This is a genomic window from Shewanella zhuhaiensis (assembly GCF_022484835.1).
Taxonomy (GTDB): domain Bacteria; phylum Pseudomonadota; class Gammaproteobacteria; order Enterobacterales; family Shewanellaceae; genus Shewanella; species Shewanella khirikhana.
Genome location: NZ_JAKUDL010000001.1, coordinates 1,280,689 through 1,303,520 on the forward strand (window position 1 = coordinate 1,280,689; position 22,832 = coordinate 1,303,520).

Sequence of the window (22,832 nt, forward strand, 5' to 3'; positions counted from 1 at the left end):
CTGCTCAAAAAAAGGCCACCCATAGGGTGGCTTTTTTACTAGAGCAAAGTAATTATAATTAACTTGTTATCAATTAATTGTGTTGTCTCTAGGCTGAAGTAGGTGGTGAAGTCAGATGGCAATTGTTTTTTGGTCATGTATGTTCATTTTTTCACTCCAATAAAAAGAGGCCATCAATGACGGCCTCTTTTTATTGGAGATTAAGTGTTACTGCTGGAACTGATACACGCTGCCGAGCTGCATGATTTGTGTGAGTTCATCCAGTGCAGTACGTGATTCAATGATGAGCTGAGGGTCGGCCAGATCGGCGGCGCTCAGGCGGTCACGGTAGTGCTTGTCCACCCATTGGTTCAGGCGGGCAAACAGCGCATCGTTCATCATCACATTTGGGTTCACAGCATTAAGTTCAGCATCATTCATGGCTACGCGCAGTCGCAGACAAGCGGGGCCACCGCCATTTTGCATGCTCTGCTTCACATCAAAGTAGTGTACTGCCTTGATGGGCGTATTCAGGGTCACCAGTTCATTCAGGTATGCATAAACGGCTGGATTTTCCTGGCAGTCAGTCGGCGCAATAATGGCCATGTTGCCATCACTCAGGGTGATAATTTGGGTGTTGAACAGGTAGCTTTTAACGGCATCGAGAACACTCACCTTGGCCGTAGGCACTTCAATGAAGTGCATGTTGCCATTCATTTTACGTTCAATTTCAGCAAGCTTGGCCTGAGTGTCCAAAAACGCCTGCTCATGGTAGAAGAGCACGTTTTGATTCCCAACAGCGATTACATCGTTATGGAACACGCCCTGGTCAATCACATCAGGATTCTGCTGCAAGTATACAGTGTGGCTGTCACGCAGGTGATGCAGTCTTGCCACCGCCTGTGAGGCTTCCAGAGTTTGCCTGGCGGGGTATTTCTTGGGGGCTGGGCGCGTGGCATCGGCGACGCTGCGGCCGTACACGAATACTTCTACACCGGCGTCGCCATAGTTATGGCACAGGCGGGTGTGGTTGGCCGCGCCTTCATCACCAAAAGTGGGGTGCTCAGGCAGGTGCTCATGGTGGGCAAAATGTTTGGTATCAGCAAAAATCGCTTTAAGGATATTGCCGGTGGTAACAGGTTCAATGCTGCGGTGCAGCTTGTCCACCAGATTGGCCGGTGTGAAGTGCAACTTGTCGTCGGCGCTGTCGGCGCTGGGGGAGACAGTAGCGGCATTGGCTGTCCACATGCTGGAGGCACTGGCGCAGGCCTGCAGTAGAACCGGCGCCTGTTTGGCGGCCTGATTTAACACATCGGCATCTGAGCCGCTGAAACCGATGCGGCGCAAGGTATGCAGATCTGGACGCTCCTGCGGCGCCAACATGCCCTGAACCAGACCCATATCGGCGAGCGCCTTGGCTTTCTTCAGCCCCTGCTTGGCGGCATCACGAGGATTGGATACCTGAGCGGCATTGCTTTGGGAGGCCACGTTGCCGAATGACAGTCCGGCATAGTTGTGCGTAGGGCCAACCAGACCATCAAAGTTTGCTTCGAAATGCTTCATTGCTTGTCCTTACTGGGGTCTCGGTTCTTAATTATTGTTCAGAATTTATGTGATCGAGGCCTCAGTATACCGGGGCAAATCAGCTTCACAAGCCAGGCTCCGGGGCGTAAAGTCGTGACTTTCGCCGGATTTGCATAACTATTGCTTGCTTGCTGGCGGATAATGAAATATTAGTTTTTAATTACGCAAAGTTATTTTTAAACATTTTTTTCATTATTGACTAAAAAGTGACTCGCTGGGCCACATATCTGAGGGAATTCCTTGAAACTGAGGATTCAACCCTCTATATATGGTGCCAATTTCTACCTTCTCGAGACTGTTTGGCGCAAATTAAGCTATGGGTAAATCGCTCGTTATTGTCGAATCGCCGGCGAAAGCCAAGACCATCAACAAGTATCTTGGTAAAGAATTTATTGTGAAATCGAGCGTGGGCCACATCCGTGATCTGCCCACGTCCTCCGCGGCCGAAGGCAAAACCAGCAGCAAATCTGCCACTGAAGTTCGCAAAATGAGTGCCGAAGAAAAGGCACAATATAAGAAGCAAAAGGATAAACAGGCGTTGGTCGCTCGCATGGGGGTTGACCCCGAGCACGGCTGGCGCGCCAACTATCAGGTGTTGCCTGGTAAAGAGAAGGTGGTTAAAGAGCTTCAGACCCTGGCCAGCAGCGCCGACCAAATCTACCTCGCAACGGATTTGGATAGGGAAGGGGAAGCGATTGCCTGGCATCTGCAGGAAATCATTGGTGGCGACAAAGACCGCTACAAGCGGGTGGTGTTTAACGAAATCACCAAAACCGCTATCCAGGATGCTTTCAGCCAGCCCACCGATTTGAACACCAACATGGTGAACGCTCAGCAGGCCCGTCGTTTCCTCGACCGGGTGGTGGGCTTTATGGTGTCGCCATTGCTGTGGAAAAAGGTCGCCCGCGGGCTCTCGGCCGGTCGGGTGCAGTCGGTTGCTGTGCGTCTGGTGGTTGAGCGCGAAGCCGAGATCAAAGCCTTTGTGCCGGAAGAGTTCTGGGACATTCATGCCGATCTGAAAACGCCAAATGCTGATAAGCTGCTGATGGAAGTCAGCCGCTACCGTGATGCCGCCTTCGAGCCTATCAATCAGGCGCAGGCAATGGCTGCCGTCGCTGAGCTCGAGAAAGCCAGTTTCACCGTGCTTGATCGCGAAGACAAAGCCACCTCCAGCAAGCCATCTGCACCATTTATCACCTCAACGCTGCAGCAGGCGGCAAGCACCCGTCTTGGCTTCGGGGTGAAGAAAACCATGATGTTGGCACAGCGCCTCTACGAAGCGGGCCACATCACCTACATGCGTACCGACTCCACCAACCTCAGCCAGGAGGCGCTGGACAACGTCAGAGCGCATATCGAGTCTGAATATGGTGCCAAGTACCTGCCAGCCGCTCCGGTGCGTTATGGTAGCAAAGAGGGCGCTCAGGAAGCGCATGAAGCCATACGTCCATCCAATGTGCAGGTCGAGGCGGTTAGCCTGACAGACATGGAGCGTGATGCTCAGCGTCTATACGAGCTGATTTGGCGCCAGTTTGTCGCCTGTCAGATGACACCGGCGCAGTACGATGCTACCCGCTTGACCGTTAAGGCAGGTGATTACGAGCTTAAGGCCACGGGCCGCATTCTGAAGTTTGACGGTTGGACCCGGGTTCAGCCTGCTCTGAAGAAGAAAAACGAAGAAGACAGCACCCTGCCTGACGTGAACGTAGGCGATGTGCTGAAACTTGAATCGCTCGATCCCAAGCAGCACTTTACCAAGCCGCCCGCCCGTTACAGCGAGGCATCTTTGGTGAAAGAGCTGGAGAAGCGTGGTATCGGCCGTCCTTCTACCTATGCCGCCATTATCTCCACCATTCAGGATCGCGGTTACGTTAAAGTCGAAAACCGTCGCTTCTATGCCGAGAAAATGGGCGAAATCGTCACTGAGCGTTTGGTTGAAAGCTTCAGCGAGCTGATGAACTACGACTTTACCGCGGGCATGGAACAGACCCTCGACGACGTGGCCAAGGGCGACAAAAACTGGAAGAAGGTGCTCGACGGCTTCTACAGCGGCTTTACTGCCAAGCTGGAGCAGGCTGAGGCCGAGCCAGATTCTGGTGGTATGCGTCCCAATCAGATGGTGCTGACCGATATCCCTTGTCCTACCTGTGGTCGTCAGATGGGTATTCGTACCGGCACCACCGGGGTGTTCCTCGGTTGCTCCGGTTACGCGTTGCCGCCCAAAGAGCGCTGCAAAACCACCCTTAACCTGACGCCCGGTGAAGAAGCCATCGCTGACAACAGTGAAGACGCCGAGACCGATGCGCTCAGAGCCATGCATCGCTGCAACAAGTGTGGCACCGCAATGGATTCCTACCTCCTGGATGAAACCCGCAAACTGCATGTGTGCGGCAATAATCCGGAGTGTGACGGTTACGAAGTCGAGAAGGGTCAGTTCAAGCTCAAGGGCTACGAAGGCCCCATCATCGAGTGTGACCGCTGTGGCAATGATATGGAGTTGAAAAACGGCCGCTTCGGTAAGTACTTTGGCTGTACCAACAGCGAGTGCAAAAACACCCGTAAGCTGCTTAAAAATGGTGAGGCAGCGCCGCCGAAGGAAGACCCCATTCATCTGCCTGAGCTTAAATGCAGCAAGTCAGATGCGTACTTCGTGCTGCGTGACGGCGCCGCCGGTATCTTCCTTGCCGCCAGTACTTTCCCACGTTCGCGCGAAACCCGTGCGCCGCTGGTGGAAGAGCTGAGAAAGTACCGCGAGCAGTTGTGGCCCAAGTATCAGTATCTTGCCGATGCGCCGGTTGCCGATGCCGATGGCAACAAGGCTCTGGTGAAGTTCAGCCGTAAGACCAAGGAGCAATATGTTGCCACTGAGGTTAACGGTAAAGCCACCGGCTGGAGTGCCCATTTCAGTGGCGGTAAGTGGGTTGAGTCAAAAGGTAAGTAACAGGCTTAACTGACAGCTTTAAAACGGCGCTTTGAGCGCCGTTTTTTATTGCTGGCTCTTTGCTGGGGGAGTCTTCAGCAGAGCAGAGCAGAGCAGAGCAGAGCAGAGCAGAGCAGAGCAGAGCAGAGCAGAGCAGAGCAGAGCAGAGCAGAGCAGAGCGCAGAAATTACTTTCAATACCTTCAAAGCTACTCTTGATGATGCCCTTTGGGCACCGTTGTGGATTGGTTTACCTAAACGACATCCATAAAAAAGCCCCGCAGATGCGGGGCTTTTCGATAACAGGCAGGCTTACCACTTTTTCTTGGGCTGGAACAGCATGTCCAAATCGTCGCCTTCTTTCTTCTGCTTGGGGGCATTAGGCTCTGACTGCTTCTGCGCCCCCATGATTTCGTCAAGCAGCTGCTTGGCTTCATCTACTTTGCGGCCAATGAAAGGGTCGTTGGGGGTTTGCGCCTTTATGGCGTGCAGAGTAGAGAGTGCCTTGGTCACCATCTGCTTGGCAGAGCCGTATTGCTTCATATAACAGGCTGCACGGGCACGGGAAATCATCGATTCCACGTTAATACGCAGTTGCAGGCTATCGATACGGTTCTCTTCCTGAGCAAACACGGTAGGGTCAACTTTGCCCTTGTTGTGTTCGGCACGCAAAATGGCTTTGAGCTTTTTCAGGGTTTGCACTATCGCCAGGATTTGCTTGTCGTTATCGGGCAGGCGAAAGCTTTCGACCGGCGGCACGTTGGTCACCTCCTTCTGGCCTTCTATTTGCGCCTGAACATCCAGCAACCGACGTTGATAGTCGTTTTTAGGCTGACCGACGCTCATGTCCACGGCGACCGCCAGGGCTTCCTGGATGCGGCGATACAACACCATCACCAGATGTGATGAGCAGGGAAACATACCCGTATTGGACAGTACCCCTTCGGTCTCATCGATAATTGCCCGTTGCCGCGCGACTTCGGTGCGCCTTTCGGCTTCTTCGCGCTCTTTTTGCTGCTGAACGACATTCACACCAATAATGAGCAGCAATAAGGCCCCACAGGCGAGCAGGATCATTAATAACATAGGTCGTCCGTTCTTGTTACAAGTCAGCCAATGCTACAATAAATCAATAAACTAGCATAGTTATCTTAGCTCAGCTTGCTGTAAGTGTCGCCCAAATTCCAAGGAAGGGCTTTGTTATTCCTGTTTGATTTAATTAATTCATTGTACTATAACCCATCATTATAGATGTCAGGGTCAACATTGGCCTCTCGGCCCCGGGAATTGGCGAAGGAAAAGAGATGAAACTGCAACAACTCAGATATATTGCCGAAGTGGTGAATCACAATCTGAACGTCTCTGCCACGGCTGAAAACCTCTATACCTCTCAGCCGGGGATCAGTAAACAGGTGCGCATGCTGGAAGATGAATTGGGGATCCAAATCTTCGGTCGCAGCGGTAAGCATTTGACCCACGTAACCCCCGCCGGTGAACAGGTGATTGCCATCGCCAACGATATTCTTGGCAAGGTGGAAAGCATTAAAAAAGTGGCCGAGGAATACACCAAGCCGGATCAGGGTGAGCTGAACATTGCCACCACCGACACCCAGGCAAGGTATGCGTTGCCGCACATTATCAAGGGTTTTATCAAGCGTTATCCCAAGGTGAATCTGCACATGCATCAGGGTACGCCAACCCAGATAAGCGAGCTGGCTGCCCGCGGCGATGCCGACTTTGCCATTGCCACCGAGGCGATGCATCTTTATTCCGATCTGATTATGTTGCCCTGTTACCACTGGAACCGCTCCATCGTGGTTACCCGTGACCATCCGCTTGCCAGTCGAAGCCAGGTAAGCATTGAAGAGTTGGCCCGCTTCCCGCTGGTAACCTATGTGTTTGGTTTTGACCGGGCATCGGAAATTGAGCGCGCCTTCAATCGCGCAGGCCTCGAGCCACGTCTGGTGTTTTCCGCCACCAGTGCCGATGTGCTGAAAACCTATGTGCGCCTTGGTCTTGGGGTGGGGGTTATTGCATCGATGGCAATCGATCCGAACATTGACCGCGATCTGGTAGCCATTGACGCCAGCCATCTGTTTGCCCACTCGACCACCAAAATCGGTTTCAGAAAGGGCAGCTTCCTTCGAAGCTACATGTATGACTTTATTGAGCTGTTCGCACCGCACCTGACCCGCGATGTGGTTGAAAAGGCGGTGGCGCTGCGTGACCCTGTGCTGATTGAAGAGATGTTTGCTGACAGGGAATTGCCGGTTCGCTGAGCCGATTATGGGGTAATTGTAGCAAACCGCGGCAGTTAGCTCGCAGCGATATAAAAAGTACAGATAATAAAAAAATCCCGCCTAGGCGGGATTTTTTTATGTTCGCAATCAGCAGATTGGCGGCATTAACACTCAACGATGTTAACAGCCAGACCACCTTTGGCGGTTTCTTTGTACTTGCTGCGCATATCGCGGCCGGTGTCCATCATGGTTTTGATAACCTTATCGAGTGATACCTTGTGGTTACCATCGCCACGCAGTGCCAGACGTGAGGCGTTGATGGCCTTCACCGCGCCCATGGCGTTCCGCTCGATACAGGGCACCTGCACCAGGCCGCCAACCGGATCACAGGTCAGGCCGAGGTTGTGTTCCATGCCGATTTCAGCCGCGTTTTCAACGTGCTCCACAGTGCCGCCCATGATTTCGGTCAGAGCCGCTGCTGCCATGGAGCAGGCAACACCCACTTCACCCTGACAACCCACTTCCGCGCCGGAAATGGAGGCATTCTTCTTGTACAGAATACCGATGGCGGCGGCAGTCAGCAGATAGCGGGCGCAAATGTCCACATCCACTTGCTGTACAAAGGTATCAAAGTAGCACAGCACTGCCGGGATAATACCTGCCGCACCGTTGGTGGGGGCCGTCACCACGCGATCGCCGGCAGCATTTTGCTCATTCACCGACAGGGCGAACAGGTCAACCCAGTCCATGGCGGTCAGCGGATCGACGTTGTTACGGCCTTCGGCTTTCAGACGACGATAAAGGGCAGGTGCGCGGCGACGCAGCTTAAGGCCGCCGGGCAACATGCCTTCTTTTTTGTAGCCCTTCTCAATGCAGGTCTTCATGGTCTGCCAGATGTGCCACAGCTTCTCTTTGACTTCGTCCTCGCTGGCGAGGATAAGCTCGTTTTGCATCATCAGCGATGAAATGGACAAACCATTGGTGGTGCACATTTCCAGCAGCTGTTGGGCGCTGTTGAAATCATAGGGTGCCGCCTTGATGGGGGTGGCCGGCGACGGATTCTTTTGGTCGATTTCATCTTCATCGAGCACAAAGCCGCCGCCAACAGAATAGTAGGTGCGCTGATACAGGCACTCACCTTCGCTGAACGCGTAGAGGGTCATGGCGTTGGCGTGGGCTGGCAGGGTCTTGCGTCTGTGGTAGATGATGCCGTCTTCGCGGGTAAACTTCACCGCTTTGCCGCAGGCCAGTTTCAGTACTTCCTGGTTGCTGACATCAATAAGAATGCCGTCGATGGCGTCGGTATCTACGGTTTCAGGATCTTCACCCATCAGCCCCAGGATCACCGCCTTTCCGGTGCCGTGGCCTTTGCCGGTTTGTCCCAGTGAACCAAACAGCTCGGCACGCAGCTCGTCCACGCGCTCAAGCAGCCCCATGTTGTCGACACGGGCAATAAATTCTTTGCCGGCCTTCATGGGGCCAACGGTATGGGAACTGGAAGGACCTATTCCAATTTTAAAGATGTCAAATACACTGATCATAAGCTCGGGCCCTGTTTGCGTTTCGTTGTTATTTTAGTCGTAAGTCCGGTGCTTGCTCGCCCACCGGTGCGCTTTACGGTAATCTCTGATCCCGGATGTCGACCAGTGTCGAAGAAAAGGGATCAATGCCTTAAGTCGCAACGTTCAAGTATCCCACAAACTTTTTCGATAGTTTCATTAGTAATTCTTATGTCACCTTGTTCGGATTAGTCTGGCTAAGGTTGAAACGGCATCAAATGGAATAAGGGGCACGGAGCCGCTATCTGGCTTGGTACCGGCATTGCCCGGAGTGTGTCCCGTTCCATCCACCAAACTTGAGATGAATTTTTGTAGGGAGAATTTATGGGCTTTCTGATGCTGGATCTTGAAGGCACGCGGCTGGACGCCGCCGAAGAGGCGCTGCTGCAGGCACCGCAAACCGGTGGCCTTATCCTGTTCAGCCGTAATTTTACCAGCCGTGAGCAGCTCGTCTCCCTGGTGGCAGACATTCGTCGGGTCCGACCGGATCTGCTGATTGCCGTCGACCATGAAGGGGGCAGGGTGCAGCGTTTTCGTGAAGGCTTCACCCAAATTCCGGCCATGGGCGATATCCTGCCTGCGGCAGGCAACGACCTTACTCTTGCCAAACGCTGGGCAACAGAGCTGGGTTTTCTGATGGCGATTGAACTGCTCGGTTGCGACATTGACTTAAGCTTCGCCCCGGTGCTGGATGTGAATGGCATCAGCGAAGTGATTGGCAAAAGGGCCTTTTCGGGTAATCCCGATGAAGTGGCCGAGCTTGCTGGCGCCTTCATCCGCGGCATGAACGATGCCGGTATGCGCGCCGTGGGTAAGCATTTCCCGGGTCATGGCAGTGTTCAGGCCGATTCCCACATCGCAATGCCGGTGGATAGCCGCAGCGCTGAGGAAATCCTCAATTTCGATATGAAGCCCTTTGTCAGCCTGATTGGCGGCAAGCTGCTAGATGGCGTGATGCCAGCCCACGTGGTGTATAACCAGCTGGATCCCAACCCGGCCGGGTTCTCGCGCTTTTGGCTTCAGCAAAAGTTGCGGGGTGAGCTTGGCTTTGATGGCCGCATTTTCTCGGACGATCTGGGCATGGAAGGCGCAGCCTTTGCCGGCGGTTATGCCGCCAGAGCCAAAGCGGCCCTCGACGCTGGCTGCGACATGATTTTGGTGTGCAATAACCGCCAGGGCGTGCTGGAGGTCCTTGACGCTGAACTGCCGGTGCCGGCAACTGCCAACAGCGCCGCCAGCCTGAGGCCCGACAGTGGCAAAACCATCAGGGCACTTGAGAATTCAACCCGCTGGGAAAAGGCGCGGGGACTCGCGCTTAGCATAGGTTATCAAGCCTGAGTCGAAAGTGGGATTGGATCACGAAGTTTGTGATTTTCTTGATGCGGCGCAACTTTTCCGGCCGCATCCCCTGTTAGGGTTGTGTCATCAATGAGTGTAGGGATGACCTTATGATCCTTTATTTCCATGGTTTTGACTCAACCAGCCCCGGCAATCACGAGAAGATGCGCCAGCTCAAATTTGTCGATCCCGACGTCCGGCTGGTGAGCTATTCCACCGCGCATCCGCGTTACGATATGCAGCAGATGCTGCACGATGTCGCCCGTGAACTGGACGGTGCCAACAAAGATGAGGTTATTGCCGTTGGCGTTGGTCTGGGGGGATTTTGGGCCGAGCGAATCGGTTTTTTGAGTGGTATTCGCAGCGTGCTGATTAACCCCAATCTGCATCCGGAAGAAAATATGGCGGGGCGCATCGACCGGCCTGAAGAGTACGCCGATATTGCCGCCAAGTGTGTCAGTCAATTCCGGCAAAAGAACAGCGGAAAGAGTTTGTGTATCTTATCCCGCTTCGACGAGGTGCAGGATAACAACCGGACCGAATCCATCCTGGCGCCTTTCTATCCGGTACTGTGGGATGAGGAGCAGTCACATAAGTTTCCGTCACTTGGCACCTACCTGCCGGTCATACGCGCATTTTTGCAGGGGCAACTACCGCCTAACTGAAACTCGAAACCCGGCCACTGCGCCGGGTTTTTTAATTAGAACAGTCGTACCATATAAATCACGCAAAATACAGTACGCAATCTCGATAAAAGGTAAATAAATTGAGATCGCGTTCACAAAAATTAAAATATTTGGCCTGGCCAGCGGCCATGCGATTGAATTATTTGGTTCAGCGTGTACAGTTGCGGCCTTTCCGGAACACGTTTGTAACAAAACGTATCCAGAATGCCGTATTGGTCCCAAGGGACCTACCGATTGCGTATGTCGCCCGATGCAGCTAACAGCAGTTTTGTTAGCTGTTTTTTTTGCCCGAAATTTACCTCTCCAGCCCATGTATGCGGTTTCCCTGACACCGCAGGATGACGTATGCTCAATAAATCATCAGCTTGAGCGGAGGCTCACTATGAGACGAGTATTGGTTCGGGTGAAAGGCAAGGTGCAGGGCGTGTGTTATCGCCGCTTCGCGCTGGAAAAGGCCCGTGAGCTTGGGGTCACAGGTTATGTCACCAACATGGATGACGGCTCGGTGCAGCTGTTGGTACAGGGGAGTATCCCTATGGTGGAAAAACTGATTGATTGGTGCTGGGAGGGATCGCCGGCAGCCGGTGTGACCGCCGTTGAAGTGAATGAAGACGAGGCAGACGAAATCTACCTCGACTTTTCCATTACTCAGTCCTGAGATGTCGGCCGAGTGCCTTGCTGGTCCGTGTTTTGTGTCGTAGTGCCTGGTTGGTCTGTGCCTTGCTGATTAATCACGTCATTTTCCGGCGTATCATCGCCTTCCGGCTCAGTGGCAGGCTCTTCTGCATCCACAGCGCCAGCGGGCTGGGCCATTTTACGAATTTGAATGATGAGCCCAAGCTTGGGGTGATCGAAGTAGTGGATTTGACCGCTGCGAACCCGGCGGTTTTGCGTCAGTGGAATGGAGTAGAGAAACGGCTGCTCTTCCATCACGACTTCGGTATTCATCGCCTCAATCGTCCGTTCATTGGTGGCTGGTAGCGCTGATGTACTGCCAGGCAAGGCTCCGATATCGCTGCTGGCAAGATCACCGGCAGCTGAGTCTTGAAGCGCCGCAGTCTCTTCCAACACTTCCACTTTACGGCTGCCGGGGCTTCTGAGCATCAAATCGGTTTCGATATACAGATAGTGACTCAGATAGATGTTCAGCAGACCATCGAGCTGCCATACAGGATCGGGCCGTTCACGGCGAAGCGCAACAGGCGCCTGTTCGCCGCCAAGCAGTGCCGCAAGGTTGCTGCCCTGGGGTTGTTCGGCATTAACTGCTGCACTGCCTGCAGTGGCGCTGGCTTCACCAAGGGGCGTGCTTTCAAGCGCTTCAGGATAGGGCTGGGATGGCTGCACCCGGGTGCCCGCGGCCACAAAGCGGTCTGAAAAATCTTCACCGGCAAACAAACGTACCGGCACTGAGGCATGGCGCGGCTGCATTGCCTGTTGCCAGCTCATGTGCAGCAGCGGCTTTACCCCGGCTTCACGGCTGAGCTGACGCACGGCATCGGTAAATTGCGCCTGGTTTTTGCCAAGTAATACCGCAGATGCACCCGGTGTGGCGCTGGCTGGATTGGCGGCGGAAACTGTGACTGGGAATGGCTTTGGATACTCTGGCACGTAGGCGGCGATTTGCAAATCCAGCGCGTCGCAGCGCAGTTGGTCCACTGCGCGCTCATCGGCGCTGCAAGGCGTCATGCTGCTGTCCGGCGCACTTATCAATGCAGGGGTAATCAAATCCCGGCCTTTGGCCAGATTTGGCTGTTTCGGCGTTTCAGGCCACACTTCGGCGCTGGGCTGATTTCGTTCAAACAGAAAAACTTCCACCTCAAACCAGGACTCAGCCGAGGCCTGACTCAGTGGCAACAGACAGAAAGCTGCCAATAGTGCGGTTTTGCGGAACATTATTATTCTTCTCCGACGCTGTGTTGTTCGAGCTGCGACAGCAGCAGGTCCACCAGTTCCAATCGCTCTTTGGCGGATTCACATGGCATGGTGAACTTAAGTTTGTTCGGGCCGTCCATACGATAGACTTGTGGCTGCGACGAAAGCAAGCCGATGATAAAGCCCGGGTCGATTTTATGGTCCTCACCAAACTCGATGCTGCCGCCCCTGGCATGCATCTCGATTTTGATGGCGCCAAGGCGGGTGGCCCTGTGTTTGTGAACCGTCATGGTCATCAGGTTGCGGGTGGCATCCGGCAGCAAACCAAAGCGGTCGATAAGCTCAACCTTCATTTCATCCACAGCCTGCTCGGTGTCGCAGCCGGCGATGCGCTTATACAGCGACAGACGCATGTTTACATCACCTACGTAATCCTCCGGCAGCAGCGCTGGAATACGCAGGTCGATTTCACATTGACTGCCGAGCATCTGCTTCAGTGATGGCTCTTTGCCCTGTTTAAGCGCCTTTACCGCGCCTTCCAGCATCTCCATGTAGAGGCTGAAGCCGATTTTGCTGATATGACCGCTTTGCTCATCGCCAAGCAGCTCACCGGCACCGCGGATTTCCAGATCCTGGGTCGCGAGCATAAAACCGGCACCTAAATCTTCCAGTGCATCAATGGCCTCGAGGCGTTTTCTGGCATCCACCGTCATCAGTTTGGGGTGGGGTGTCATCAAATAGGCATAGGCCTGGTGATGGGAGCGGCCCACCCGGCCCCGGAGCTGATGCAACTGAGCCAGGCCGAAATGGTCGGCGCGGTCAATCAGTATGGTATTGGCACTGGGCACATCGATGCCGGTTTCTATGATGGTGGTGCACACCAGCACATTAAAGCGCTGATGGTAGAAGTCCGACATCACCCGCTCGAGATCCCGCTCGCGCATCTGCCCATGGGCGGTGACCACCCGAGCCTCAGGCAGCAGTTCGCGAATATCCTGAGCGGTCTTCTCGATGGTTTCCACCTGATTGTGCAGGTAGTACACCTGACCGCCACGAAGGATTTCACGCAAAATCGCTTCGCGCACCGTGGCTTTATCGTACTCACGCACAAAGGTTTTTACCGCCAGACGCTTGGCGGGCGGGGTGGCGATAATCGATAAGTCGCGCATGCCCGACATGGCCATGTTCAAGGTGCGGGGGATAGGCGTTGCGGTCAGGGTCAGAATATCCACATTGGCCCGTATCGCCTTGATGCGCTCTTTCTGGCGCACGCCAAATCTGTGCTCTTCATCTATGATAAGCAGCCCAAGCGCATCGAAATTAAGCTCGGTATTCAATAGTTTGTGGGTACCGATAACGATATCCACCTTGCCTTCGCCCATGGCGGAAAGCACGGCTTGCTGCTCTTTGGCGGTGCGAAAGCGGGACATGACCTCGATACGCACCGGCCAGTCGGCAAACCTGTCTTTGAAGTTCTCAAAATGCTGCTGTGCCAACAGTGTGGTAGGCACCAGCACCACCACCTGCTTGCCGCTGGACACCGCCAGAAACGCGGCGCGCATGGCCACTTCGGTTTTACCAAAGCCCACATCGCCGCACACCAATCTGTCCATGGCCTTTGGCTGACACATGTCGCTGATAACGGCTTCAATGGCCACTTCCTGATCCACGGTTTCCTCAAACGGGAACCCCTGCACAAAGAGGGCGTATTCCTCTTCATCCAGCTTGCAGGGCTCGCCGGGGCGTGCTTCGCGGCGGGCGTACACATCCAAAAGCTCTGCGGCCACGTCGCGGATTTTATCAATCGCTTTGCGCTTGGCTTTGCTCCAGCTTTCATTGCCGAGGCGGTTCAGCGCAGCATCATCATCGCTGCCCACCGCATAGCGGCTGATAAGGTGCAACGACGAGACCGGCACATATAGCTTATCGCCACCGGCGTATTCAAGCTTCAGGTATTCGGCCACCAAGCCGCCGGTATCCAGGGTTTCGAGGCCCTGATACAGGCCGACGCCGTGCTCAAGGTGTACCACAGGCTGGCCCACTTTGAGCTCTGCCAGGTTTTTAATCAGTACATCCTGGCTGAGCTGGCGCTGTTTGTCGCGGCGGCGCTGTTGGGATACCCGCTCACCGAAGAGTTCAGTTTCACAGACAATCGCCAGCTGCTTTTTACCAATCCGGATATCTATGCCCTGCGCCAGCGGGGCCACAATGAGTCCATGGGGGCTGCCGGATTCGATAAACTCCTGCAAATGACCGTAGAGTTTGGGCTTGATGCCGGCCTTGAACAACAGCTCCAGCAGCGCCTCGCGGCGGCCTTCGGATTCGGCCACAAACAGAATGCGCTGAGTATCCGCCGCCCACAGACTTAAGGCCTCCAGCGGCTGCTTCAGTTTGTGGTTGGCACGAATGTCCGGCAGTGGCGTGCAGTCCAGCTCCTTGTCACCCTCGGCGGCGCTGAGCTGAATGCGGGGATACTGCTTGAACGTGCCAAACAGCTCTTCGGTGGTTTGATAAAGCACCTTGGGCGGCAGCAATGGCCGCATGGGGTCAACCCGGCGGTCTTCATAACGGGCGTGAATTTCGCCCAGATGATGCTCTGCCGCCTGATGCAGTTCACCTGTGGTGATGATTTGCAGCTCTTGGGGCAAATAATCAAACAGAGTGGCGGTATCGTCGAAAAACAGTGGCAAATAGTTTTCTATGCCCGCCGGCATCAGGTTGCGGCTCACCAACTGATACACAGACTCGGGCGCGTTGGTGATGGTTTCAAAGGAGCGGCGATAGCGTTGGCGAAAGCCTTCGATGGCCTGGCTGTCGGTGGGAAATTCCCGTGCCGGCAGCATGCGGATGCTGTCTACCTCAGCGCTGGAGCGCTGGGTTTCAGGGTCAAAGTGACGGATAGACTCCACTTCATCATCAAATAGCTCGATGCGCAGTGGCTCAGTGGCACCGCTGGGGAAGATGTCCAGAATCGAGCCGCGGATGGCAAATTCGCCATGCTCATATACCTGCTCCACCAGATGATAACCGGTGTCGGTAAGCAGTTGACGCATCTGCTGTAACTGGTAACGGTCGCCTTTCTTGAGGATCAGCACATTGGCTGCAAGGAATGCCTTGGGCGGCAGGCGCACCATCAAGGTGGTCAGCGGTACTATCACCAGCCGGCCTTTGCCGCGCTCCAGATTGGAGAGCGTTTCAAGGCGGCTGGAAATCAGATCCTGGTGAGGCGAAAAACTGTCGTAGGGCAGGGTTTCCCGGTCGGGAAACAGGCAAATATCAATGCCTTCCTGGCCAAGCAAATAGCTAAGCTCGGTCTCAAGGGTCAGCGCCGTTGGGGTATCGCTGGTGACTATCAGGGTGGTGCCCGCATAGTCGCGGGTCATTTGGGCCAGCGTCATTGCCCGGGCGACACCGCCGGGCAGCTTGACCGATGACACCCGGCCCTTGGCGGGTGTCTTGGGGAGACGGTCTACCGTAAAAGAGGTCATTCGGTTGGATTGCCGGTTTTTCACGAAAAATCAGTCGCCCATTGTAGTGGCAACTGCGCGGCAGTGGCAACTAAGCCCTTCCCCGGCAATGGACCCTTCCCTGGCGCTCGACAGGGGCTGTAGTAAGAAAATACATTATCCGCGCTGGGTGTTTTGCTGCTTGCGTGCCTTGAGCTGCTTTTGCTGCACACTGAGACTGGCTTTGACCAGTTGCTCCACATCCGGCTCGAGAATGCACTCAAAGCCGAGTTCGGCAAGATGGACGCCGTCCTGCTGCAATACTTCTTCCACCTTGGCGATACACACAAGCGCAATCAGTTCATCACGGATATAGAGGGTGGCTTTAAACAGGCTCCCCACGCTGAGAGGCGTTTGGCTGACCACCACAAAACCGCTGCCACCAAAGCGTTTACCTGAATAGCGGCTGCCGTCACGGCTTTCGTTTTCAAGCACATAGTGCAGCACCATATCGACCTTGCGCGACTGCAACTTCAAAAAGTCCACCACCGCCTTGGCTTCGTTGTCCAGTTGCCGCAGTTGCAGCAGGCAACCGGCCTCCAGTGCTTTGACATCACTGAGCAGCTGCAAACCCACGCTGCGCATCATCGCCAGCTGTTCATCGTCAGGCAGTGGGCCGTCAAAGGGCTGCAGATAGGCATTGAAATCATGCACCACACTGAAATAGGCGTTGGGATCGGCTAACAAGGACGTGCCTCTTTATTTATAGGTGAGATACCCCTATTATCGTGCCCACTCAAACAAATACGCAAGGGAAGGTTCGACCGGGCCAGGTGCTTGTTCTGTCAGGACAGCAGCGCCCCTTCCCAACACAGCCAGGGCCGACAGCGCGCACATGTTTTCATCCTCCGCTTTTCTTATTGGATTTCGCTACTGGCGGGCACGCAAGGCAAACGCCTTCGCCTCCTTTATTACCCTGTTCGCCGTCAGCGGCATTTTCCTGGGCGTTGCCGCGCTGATTGTGGTCAGCTCGGTGATGAATGGCCTCGAAGGCCAGCTGAAAAGCCGTATTCTCGGCGCTGTGCCGCAACTTGTGATTGAAAATCCCACCGGATTTGACGACTGGCAGGCAAGCGCTGCCAGCATAGAGTCGGCTATCCCGTCGGTGCTTGGGATAAGCCCTTCCGCCGGAACCCAGGCGATGCTGCAATCAAGCTCCAATATCGCTGCGGTGCAGCTGCAGGGCATTTACCCACAAGAAGAAGCGCGGCTGTCCAAACTCACCACCACCGTCTGGTCACCGGCCTTCGAGACACTTAAAGCGGGTGAATACCATATTATTTTGGGCACCCAGGTGGCATCTGAGCTGGATGTGGCCGTTGGCGATACGATTCGCGTGCTTAGCGGCGAAGGCGTGGTGTATTCGCCCCTAGGGCCTGTGCCGAGTCAGCGCAAATTCGTGGTATCGGGCCTGTTTCAAATGGGCTCCCAGGTGGATGGGCAGCTTGCTTTTATTCATTACGACGATGCCCGCAGACTGATGCGTAAAGTGCCTGATAAGGTCGATATGCTGCGGCTCTACCTGGACGATCCCTTCAAAGCCGAGCAGATTGGCCCGAAACTGCCCGCGCTGTTGGCGACTGACGCGCCCGAATCGCTGCTGGTACACGACTGGCGCGATACCTTTGGCCATCTCTTTGGCGCGGTCAAAATGGAAAAAAACATGATGTCGCTGATGCTGAGCCTGATTGTGGCGGTGGCGGCGTTTAACATAGTGTCGGCGCTGGTGATGATGGTGGTGGATAAAACCACGGATGTGGCGGTGCTGATGACTCAGGGCTTGAAACGCACTGAAGTGATGGGAATTTTTGTGGTGCAGGGCTCGATGAATGCCTTGCTGGGGTTGGTGCTGGGCTTAAGTGTCGGCACGCTGCTGACACTGAATCTGAACCCGGTACTCAATGGCCTTGGGGTGTCGGTGCTTGGCGCCGGTCAACAGCTGCCGGTGATCATATCTGCCGAGCAGCTTGGTCTGATTGTCGCAGGCACCATAGTCATTACCCTGCTGGCTACCCTGTATCCGGCGCTCAAGGCGTCTCGGGTAGAGCCTGCCACCGCGCTGAGATACGAATAAGCCGATACGAATAAGCCGATACGCATAAGACGAGTGTTCCACTCACGCAGATGATTGCCCTCAGGGCAAAGAGAGAAGAACCCATGCAAGAAATCCTGCTCAGGGCAGAAAATGTCAGCAAGACTTACCGTGAAGCCAAGCTTGAGACTCAGGTACTCAGCGGCGTGGATCTTACGGTCAGCCGCGGTGAGCAGCTGGCGATTGTTGGCAGTTCCGGTTCGGGAAAAAGCACCTTGCTGCATATCCTTGGCACCCTGGATAAACCCAGTGAAGGCAAGGTGTTTTTGGACGGCGAAGACCTGTATGCCATGTCGGCCTCCCGTCAGGCCGAAGTGCGTAATGCTAATCTGGGTTTTATCTATCAGTTCCACCATTTGTTGCCGGAATTCAGTGCGATAGAAAACGTCGCCATGCCCGCCCGTATTGCCGGTGTTGACAGGCAAACGGCTTTTGGCCGCGCCGAGGCGCTGCTGGACAGGGTAGGGCTGAGTCATCGTCTTGGCCATTCCCCTGCAGAGCTGTCCGGCGGTGAGCGCCAGCGTGTCGCCATTGCCCGGGCGCTGATTAACGAGCCCAAGCTGGTGCTGGCAGACGAACCTACGGGTAACCTTGATGCCAAGAGCGGCGATGCGGTTTACGGCCTTATCCGTGAGCTCGCGGCCTCGCTGGGCACCGCCTTTGTAGTGGTCACCCATGACAGCGGCCTTGCGGCGCGGATGGACAGACAGCTGTCGATGAAAAGCGGCAAATTGTCTGCGGGAGCCGATTACTGATGAGCAAGGCGCGCCTGCTGCCGCTGTGGCTGGGGTTTCGTTTTTACCGAGCCCGTCAGTCCAACAGCTTTATCAGCTTTATCTCCTTCGCTTCTACCGCGGGCATCGCGCTTGGGGTGGCCGTGCTTATCATAGTGCTGTCGGCGATGAACGGTTTCGAGCGTGAGCTAAGACAAAGGTTTTTGGATGTGGTGCCCCACGCCGAGCTGGTGGGGGTGAACAACCCTGTGATGGATTGGCAAAGCATGGTTGCCGATGCCCAAAAAATTCCGGGCATTCACGCCGCCGCGCCCTTTATCCGATTGCAGGGGCTGGTGCAGCGTCAGGGCGGCTTTCAGGGCGTAAGCCTGGTGGGCATTAACCCCAAGCTGGAAGATAGCGTTTCGGGTATTCGTCAGTACATGCCCCCAAGCGCCTGGCAGCAGCTGGGCGGTGATGACAATGCCATTGTGCTCGGTCAGGCCCTGCTTGATAAACTCGGGCTGAAAGAGGGCGATGCGCTCTTGCTCTATGTGCCTGATTTATCGGGCCGCGCCGCAGGCAAACTTGGGGCTACCCGCAGCCACCGTTTTGTGGTGCGCGGTGCTTATCGCCTTGGTGGCGAGCTTGAGCTGAGCACCGCCTATGCTTCCATGAGCCACCTTGCTCAGCTGTTGCAGATGGGCGAAGAGGTCAGCGGCGTGCGGATTGCCGTGGATGATGTGTTTGCGGCGCCGCGGCTCATTCGTGAGCTGGGTTACACCCAGACCCAATACCTCTATATGAGCGACTGGACCCGCACTCAGGGCCACCTGTATCAGGACATTCAGCTGGTGCGTACTTTGATGTATCTGGTGCTGGCGCTGGTGATTGCCGTAGCCTGCTTCAACATTGTGTCGACCCTGGTGATGGCGGTGCGGGATAAAAGCTCGGAAATCGCCATCCTGATGACCATGGGACTTAAGCGCAGTGCCATAGTGCAGGTGTTTACGGTACACGGCGCCATCAGTGGTTTTCTTGGCACCCTTATTGGCACCCTGACCGGCGTGCTGGTGGCGCTGAATCTTTCTGCCATGGCGGCTGCCATTGAGCAGGCGCTGGGCATCCGCTTCCTGTCAGCCGATGTGTACTTTATTGATTTTCTGCCATCAGAGTTGCATCTGCAGGATGTGGTGCTGGTGAGCATCATGGCCTTTGTGATGAGCCTGATAGCAACGCTTTATCCGGCGTATAAAGCGAGCCTCACTGAGCCGGCACCGGCATTGGCCGGACGCTGAGTAAGCCAATAAAAAAGCCGGGGGGCACTGCCCCGGCCGCATCGCTTAAACCAAGCCTCTTCAGCCTGAGATTTCTTTCGCAGCATTCATCTGCATCCTGCATAAAAAAACGCGCCTTAAGCGCGTTTTTTTTATCTGCTTGCCCGGTTCTTCCATTTAAACAGCACCGAGTATTTCCACAGATTGCTAATCACAAAGTAACCCACACCGGCGCTAATCAGCCCAAGCACCAGACAACCCAGCAGGAATGGCGGGCCTATGGTGGCGAGTGACGATTCGAGCCACTGCCAGCTGGCTTCAAAGGCAAAGGGTTGGGGCGCATGGCCAAGAATTTTGGCGCCCACCATGTAGGCCATGTAAAACAATATGGGCATGGTGACCGGGTTGGTTATCCAAACCAGGGCAACCGACACCGGCAGATTCACATTGAAAAATATCGCCAGCGCAGCTGCCGCCACCATCTGAAACGGCATCGGCATCCAGGCCATAAACAGCCCAACGGCAAACGCACCCGGCGCCGAGCGGCGATTCAGGTGCCAGAGGTTTGGCTTGTGCAGCAGGGTACCGAACATCTTCAGATGCTTATGATCTTTAAGGCTGTCCGGGTGCGGCATAAACCTTTTGATGAGCTTTTTTGGCATAGGCGGATAATGCTGTCTTAACTTACTGCTGTGAAGAACCCATTTCTGCTGGGCTTTTGCGCCCTGAACATCTCGTCGCTGCTGTGGCCGGTACTCTTACCCTGGCCCGTGAGCCTGTTGTTGCTGCTCGGGGCGCTGGCAATTTTCAAACGCTTGCCACTGCTTGCCGGGGGGCTCGCGGGCATTGCCTGGGTTTGTCTTTATGCCACACTGATATTTGATTATCGGGCGCTTGATGACAGCGAGCAAACCTGGATACGCGCCGAGATAATAGCATCAGTCTCAAGTGGCAGCGACTGGCAGAGTATAGATATACGCCTTGTTAAACCAAAATTAATCTCACCTTTTGCCGCGCAAATGCGGCTCAACTGGCGAACGAATGAACAAATACGCCCAGGACAAGTGTGGGATTTTCGTATCGAGCGGCGCGCCATTAACAGCAATCTCAATCAGGGCGGCTTCAATGGCCAGCGTTATCTGCTGTCAAAACACATTGGTTTGAAGGGCAGGGTGATAGCAGCAAGAGCGGTATCGACGGCGTCGACTATGCGTACTGCACTGATCGAAAGACTCAAAAATGCGCTTGAAGCCAGTGGCGACAAGGCCGCTGAGCCCGCTCTGCTGCTGGCGCTGCTTGGCGGTGAGCAAGGCCAAATTACGCCGACGCAGTGGCAGCAACTGCGCCAAACCGGCACCGGCCATTTGATGGCAATTTCAGGTCTGCATATGTCGGTACTGGCGCTGTGGCTTTATGGCGCAGTCAGGTTTCTGCTGCTGCGCGTCCGGCCAAGGCCCGACCGGCAAAACCTGCTGATTGCCATGGCAGCCGCTGCCCTGGGTTGCCTGCTTTACGGGCTGCTGGCGGGGATGGGCATACCTACCCGGCGCGCTTTTATTATGCTGGCGATGGTGATGCTGCTGAGCCTGTCTCGCCGCTTTGCCTCCCCCTGGGAGCGGCTTTTGTATGCCCTCAGTGCAGTATTGCTGCTTGACCCCTTATCACCGTTGTCGGCGGGGTTTTGGCTCTCCTTTGGTGCCATTGGCATCATTCTGATGGTGGTCACGGCGGGTGAACGCCAAAGGCTTGTGATGGCCGATACAAACCAAGCCGGTACTTCCGGCCACATTAAGATGACGGCAGCGCACTATCTTGCTTCGCTTATCAAAATACAGCTGGCACTGTCGCTCGGGCTTGGGTTTGTGCAATTGGTGCTGTTTGGCGGCGTGAGTTTGCACAGCCTTTGGATAAATCTGTTGATGGTGCCCTGGTTTTCGCTGCTGGTGATCCCGCTCGCGCTAATGGGGTTATTGCTGTTTTTGCTGTTGCTGCCGCTGGGGCTTGCCAGCGGCGCCCTGTTCAGTCCGGCAATTTGGGCACTTGCGCCTTTTGGCGCACTGCTTGAGCATAGTGACCGCTTACCCCTTGCCTGGGTCAGTGTGGCCGATAACCTGATAGCACCTGTGTTGTTTGCCATCGCTGCCATCTGTTTGTTTTGGTTACCAATATCAAAGGGTTTTCGGGCGGTGAGTGCATGCTTACTGTTGCCGCTGCTGTTGCAGCTGAGCCTTAAATCAAATGGTCAAACCGAGCTGCATCTGGTGGATGTCGGCCAGGGGCTTGCGGCGGTGGTCTTTGCCGGAGATAAAACCCTGGTGTACGACACCGGCAGCGCCTATGGCAGCTTCTCCCACGGTGAGCGAACCCTTACCCCGTTTTTGCGCTCCAGGGGCCGAAGCCGTATTGATGTGCTGATTATCAGCCACGAGGACAAAGATCATGCCGGCGGCGCAGAGGGGCTTGCCAGGCACTTTGCCATTGACCTGATTATCAGCGACACCCAAGCGGCCAGGGCGATTGAGGCGGGGCGGCATCAGGACTGTCGCCCGGCATCTTTTACTCTTGCGGCACTTGATGTCAGCTTGTTGTCCCCCGAGGTGTTGCCCGGCGGGCGCATTGGCAACGATGGCTCCTGTGTGGTGCGCCTCAGCAATGGCGGCATGTCAGTGCTGCTGCCCGGCGATATTGAGGTGGTGCGCGAGTCGCGTATGCTGACCAAGCCTGTGCTGCTGCAGGCCGATGTGCTGGTAGCGCCGCACCACGGGAGTTTGACGTCGTCCAGCGGCGCCTTTATTGATGCGGTCTCGCCGTCCTGGGCGCTGTTTGCTGCCGGTGCCGGAAATCGCTATGGATTTCCCAAACAAGAGGTTGTGGAGCGCTATCAAAGCCGTGGGGTAAAGGTGCTAAGTTCGGCCTCAGAGGGACAGATAAGCTTCTACTTTGATGGGCCGCCTGTGGTGAAAACCTATCGCCGGGATCTGGCGCCTTTTTGGTACAACAGGGTGTTTGGAGTTGGTGACTGGCCGATTACAGAGTAGAATGGCGCCTTTGTCATACTGTCAGATTA

16 protein-coding genes are annotated in these 22,832 nt (G+C 55.1%); 9 read left to right on the forward strand and 7 right to left on the reverse strand.

All coding sequences use genetic code 11. The annotated features are described in order from the left end of the window. Positions 1-207: 207 nt before the first annotated feature. The gene (gene astB, locus MJ923_RS05440; protein WP_240590193.1) at positions 208-1,542 is read right to left on the reverse strand and encodes an N-succinylarginine dihydrolase; all 1,335 of its coding nucleotides are present in this window, start codon (positions 1,540-1,542) and stop codon (positions 208-210) included. A gap of 337 nt (positions 1,543-1,879) precedes the next feature. Between astB and topA the strand changes: the two genes are divergently transcribed. Then, the gene (topA, locus tag MJ923_RS05445) at positions 1,880-4,504 is read left to right on the forward strand and encodes a type I DNA topoisomerase (protein WP_240590194.1); all 2,625 of its coding nucleotides are present in this window, start codon (positions 1,880-1,882) and stop codon (positions 4,502-4,504) included. Between the two features lie 290 nt (positions 4,505-4,794). Here topA and MJ923_RS05450 read toward each other — a convergent pair whose 3' ends face one another. Next, on the reverse strand, positions 4,795-5,568 hold the full coding sequence (locus tag MJ923_RS05450; RefSeq protein ID WP_240590195.1) for a hypothetical protein: 774 nt from the start codon (positions 5,566-5,568) through the stop codon (positions 4,795-4,797). Between the two features lie 218 nt (positions 5,569-5,786). On the opposite strand from MJ923_RS05450, the gene cysB reads away from it, so the two are divergent. Then, a complete protein-coding gene (cysB, locus tag MJ923_RS05455; RefSeq protein ID WP_126166442.1) occupies positions 5,787-6,761 on the forward strand; it encodes an HTH-type transcriptional regulator CysB in 975 nt (324 codons plus the stop codon). A 125-nt stretch (positions 6,762-6,886) separates the two neighbouring features. Here cysB and MJ923_RS05460 read toward each other — a convergent pair whose 3' ends face one another. Next, a complete protein-coding gene (locus MJ923_RS05460) occupies positions 6,887-8,263 on the reverse strand; it encodes an L-serine ammonia-lyase (protein WP_240590196.1) in 1,377 nt (458 codons plus the stop codon). Positions 8,264-8,605: 342 nt separating this feature from the next. Here MJ923_RS05460 and nagZ point away from each other — a divergent pair, with 342 nt between their 5' ends. From nagZ to MJ923_RS05475, 3 genes are all read left to right on the forward strand, one after another. Further along, positions 8,606-9,619 (forward strand): beta-N-acetylhexosaminidase, encoded by a 1,014-nt coding sequence (gene nagZ / locus MJ923_RS05465; protein ID WP_240590197.1) that lies wholly within the window; start codon positions 8,606-8,608, stop codon positions 9,617-9,619. Between the two features lie 110 nt (positions 9,620-9,729). Next, the gene (ycfP, locus tag MJ923_RS05470; protein WP_126166445.1) at positions 9,730-10,284 is read left to right on the forward strand and encodes an alpha/beta hydrolase YcfP; all 555 of its coding nucleotides are present in this window, start codon (positions 9,730-9,732) and stop codon (positions 10,282-10,284) included. Positions 10,285-10,687: 403 nt separating this feature from the next. Continuing rightward, positions 10,688-10,963 (forward strand): acylphosphatase, encoded by a 276-nt coding sequence (locus MJ923_RS05475; RefSeq protein WP_240590198.1) that lies wholly within the window; start codon positions 10,688-10,690, stop codon positions 10,961-10,963. Here the strand turns inward: MJ923_RS05475 and MJ923_RS05480 are convergent. The 3 genes from MJ923_RS05480 to MJ923_RS05490 all read right to left on the reverse strand — a co-directional run bounded on the left by MJ923_RS05480 (position 10,954) and on the right by MJ923_RS05490 (position 16,370). After that, positions 10,954-12,198, reverse strand: coding sequence for a peptidoglycan binding protein CsiV (locus tag MJ923_RS05480; protein WP_240590199.1), 1,245 nt, complete (start codon positions 12,196-12,198; stop codon positions 10,954-10,956). The two genes, MJ923_RS05475 and MJ923_RS05480, sit on opposite strands and share 10 nt — an antisense overlap. 2 nt (positions 12,199-12,200) lie before the next feature. Continuing rightward, positions 12,201-15,665, reverse strand: coding sequence for a transcription-repair coupling factor (gene mfd, locus MJ923_RS05485; protein ID WP_240590200.1), 3,465 nt, complete (start codon positions 15,663-15,665; stop codon positions 12,201-12,203). Between the two features lie 135 nt (positions 15,666-15,800). Further along, complete coding sequence (locus tag MJ923_RS05490) at positions 15,801-16,370, reverse strand: hypothetical protein (protein WP_240590201.1); 570 nt, start codon at positions 16,368-16,370, stop codon at positions 15,801-15,803. 148 nt (positions 16,371-16,518) lie between these two features. Here MJ923_RS05490 and MJ923_RS05495 point away from each other — a divergent pair, with 148 nt between their 5' ends. The 3 genes from MJ923_RS05495 (at position 16,519) to lolE (ending at position 19,786) form a co-directional block, all read left to right on the forward strand. Next, a complete protein-coding gene (locus MJ923_RS05495) occupies positions 16,519-17,757 on the forward strand; it encodes a lipoprotein-releasing ABC transporter permease subunit (RefSeq protein WP_240590202.1) in 1,239 nt (412 codons plus the stop codon). Between the two features lie 83 nt (positions 17,758-17,840). Next, positions 17,841-18,530: a lipoprotein-releasing ABC transporter ATP-binding protein LolD gene (lolD, locus tag MJ923_RS05500; protein WP_240590203.1), complete on the forward strand. Its 690-nt coding sequence runs from the start codon at positions 17,841-17,843 to the stop codon at positions 18,528-18,530. Next, complete coding sequence (gene lolE / locus MJ923_RS05505) at positions 18,530-19,786, forward strand: lipoprotein-releasing ABC transporter permease subunit LolE (protein ID WP_240590204.1); 1,257 nt, start codon at positions 18,530-18,532, stop codon at positions 19,784-19,786. Before lolD ends, lolE begins: the two co-directional genes overlap by 1 nt. Before the next feature lie 131 nt (positions 19,787-19,917). Here the strand turns inward: lolE and MJ923_RS05510 are convergent, their stop codons facing one another. Then, positions 19,918-20,427, reverse strand: coding sequence for a DUF2062 domain-containing protein (locus MJ923_RS05510; RefSeq protein WP_240590205.1), 510 nt, complete (start codon positions 20,425-20,427; stop codon positions 19,918-19,920). A 30-nt stretch (positions 20,428-20,457) separates the two neighbouring features. Here MJ923_RS05510 and MJ923_RS05515 point away from each other — a divergent pair, with 30 nt between their 5' ends. After that, the gene (locus MJ923_RS05515) at positions 20,458-22,803 is read left to right on the forward strand and encodes a DNA internalization-related competence protein ComEC/Rec2 (RefSeq protein WP_240590206.1); all 2,346 of its coding nucleotides are present in this window, start codon (positions 20,458-20,460) and stop codon (positions 22,801-22,803) included. The last annotated feature ends 29 nt before the right edge of the window (positions 22,804-22,832 follow it).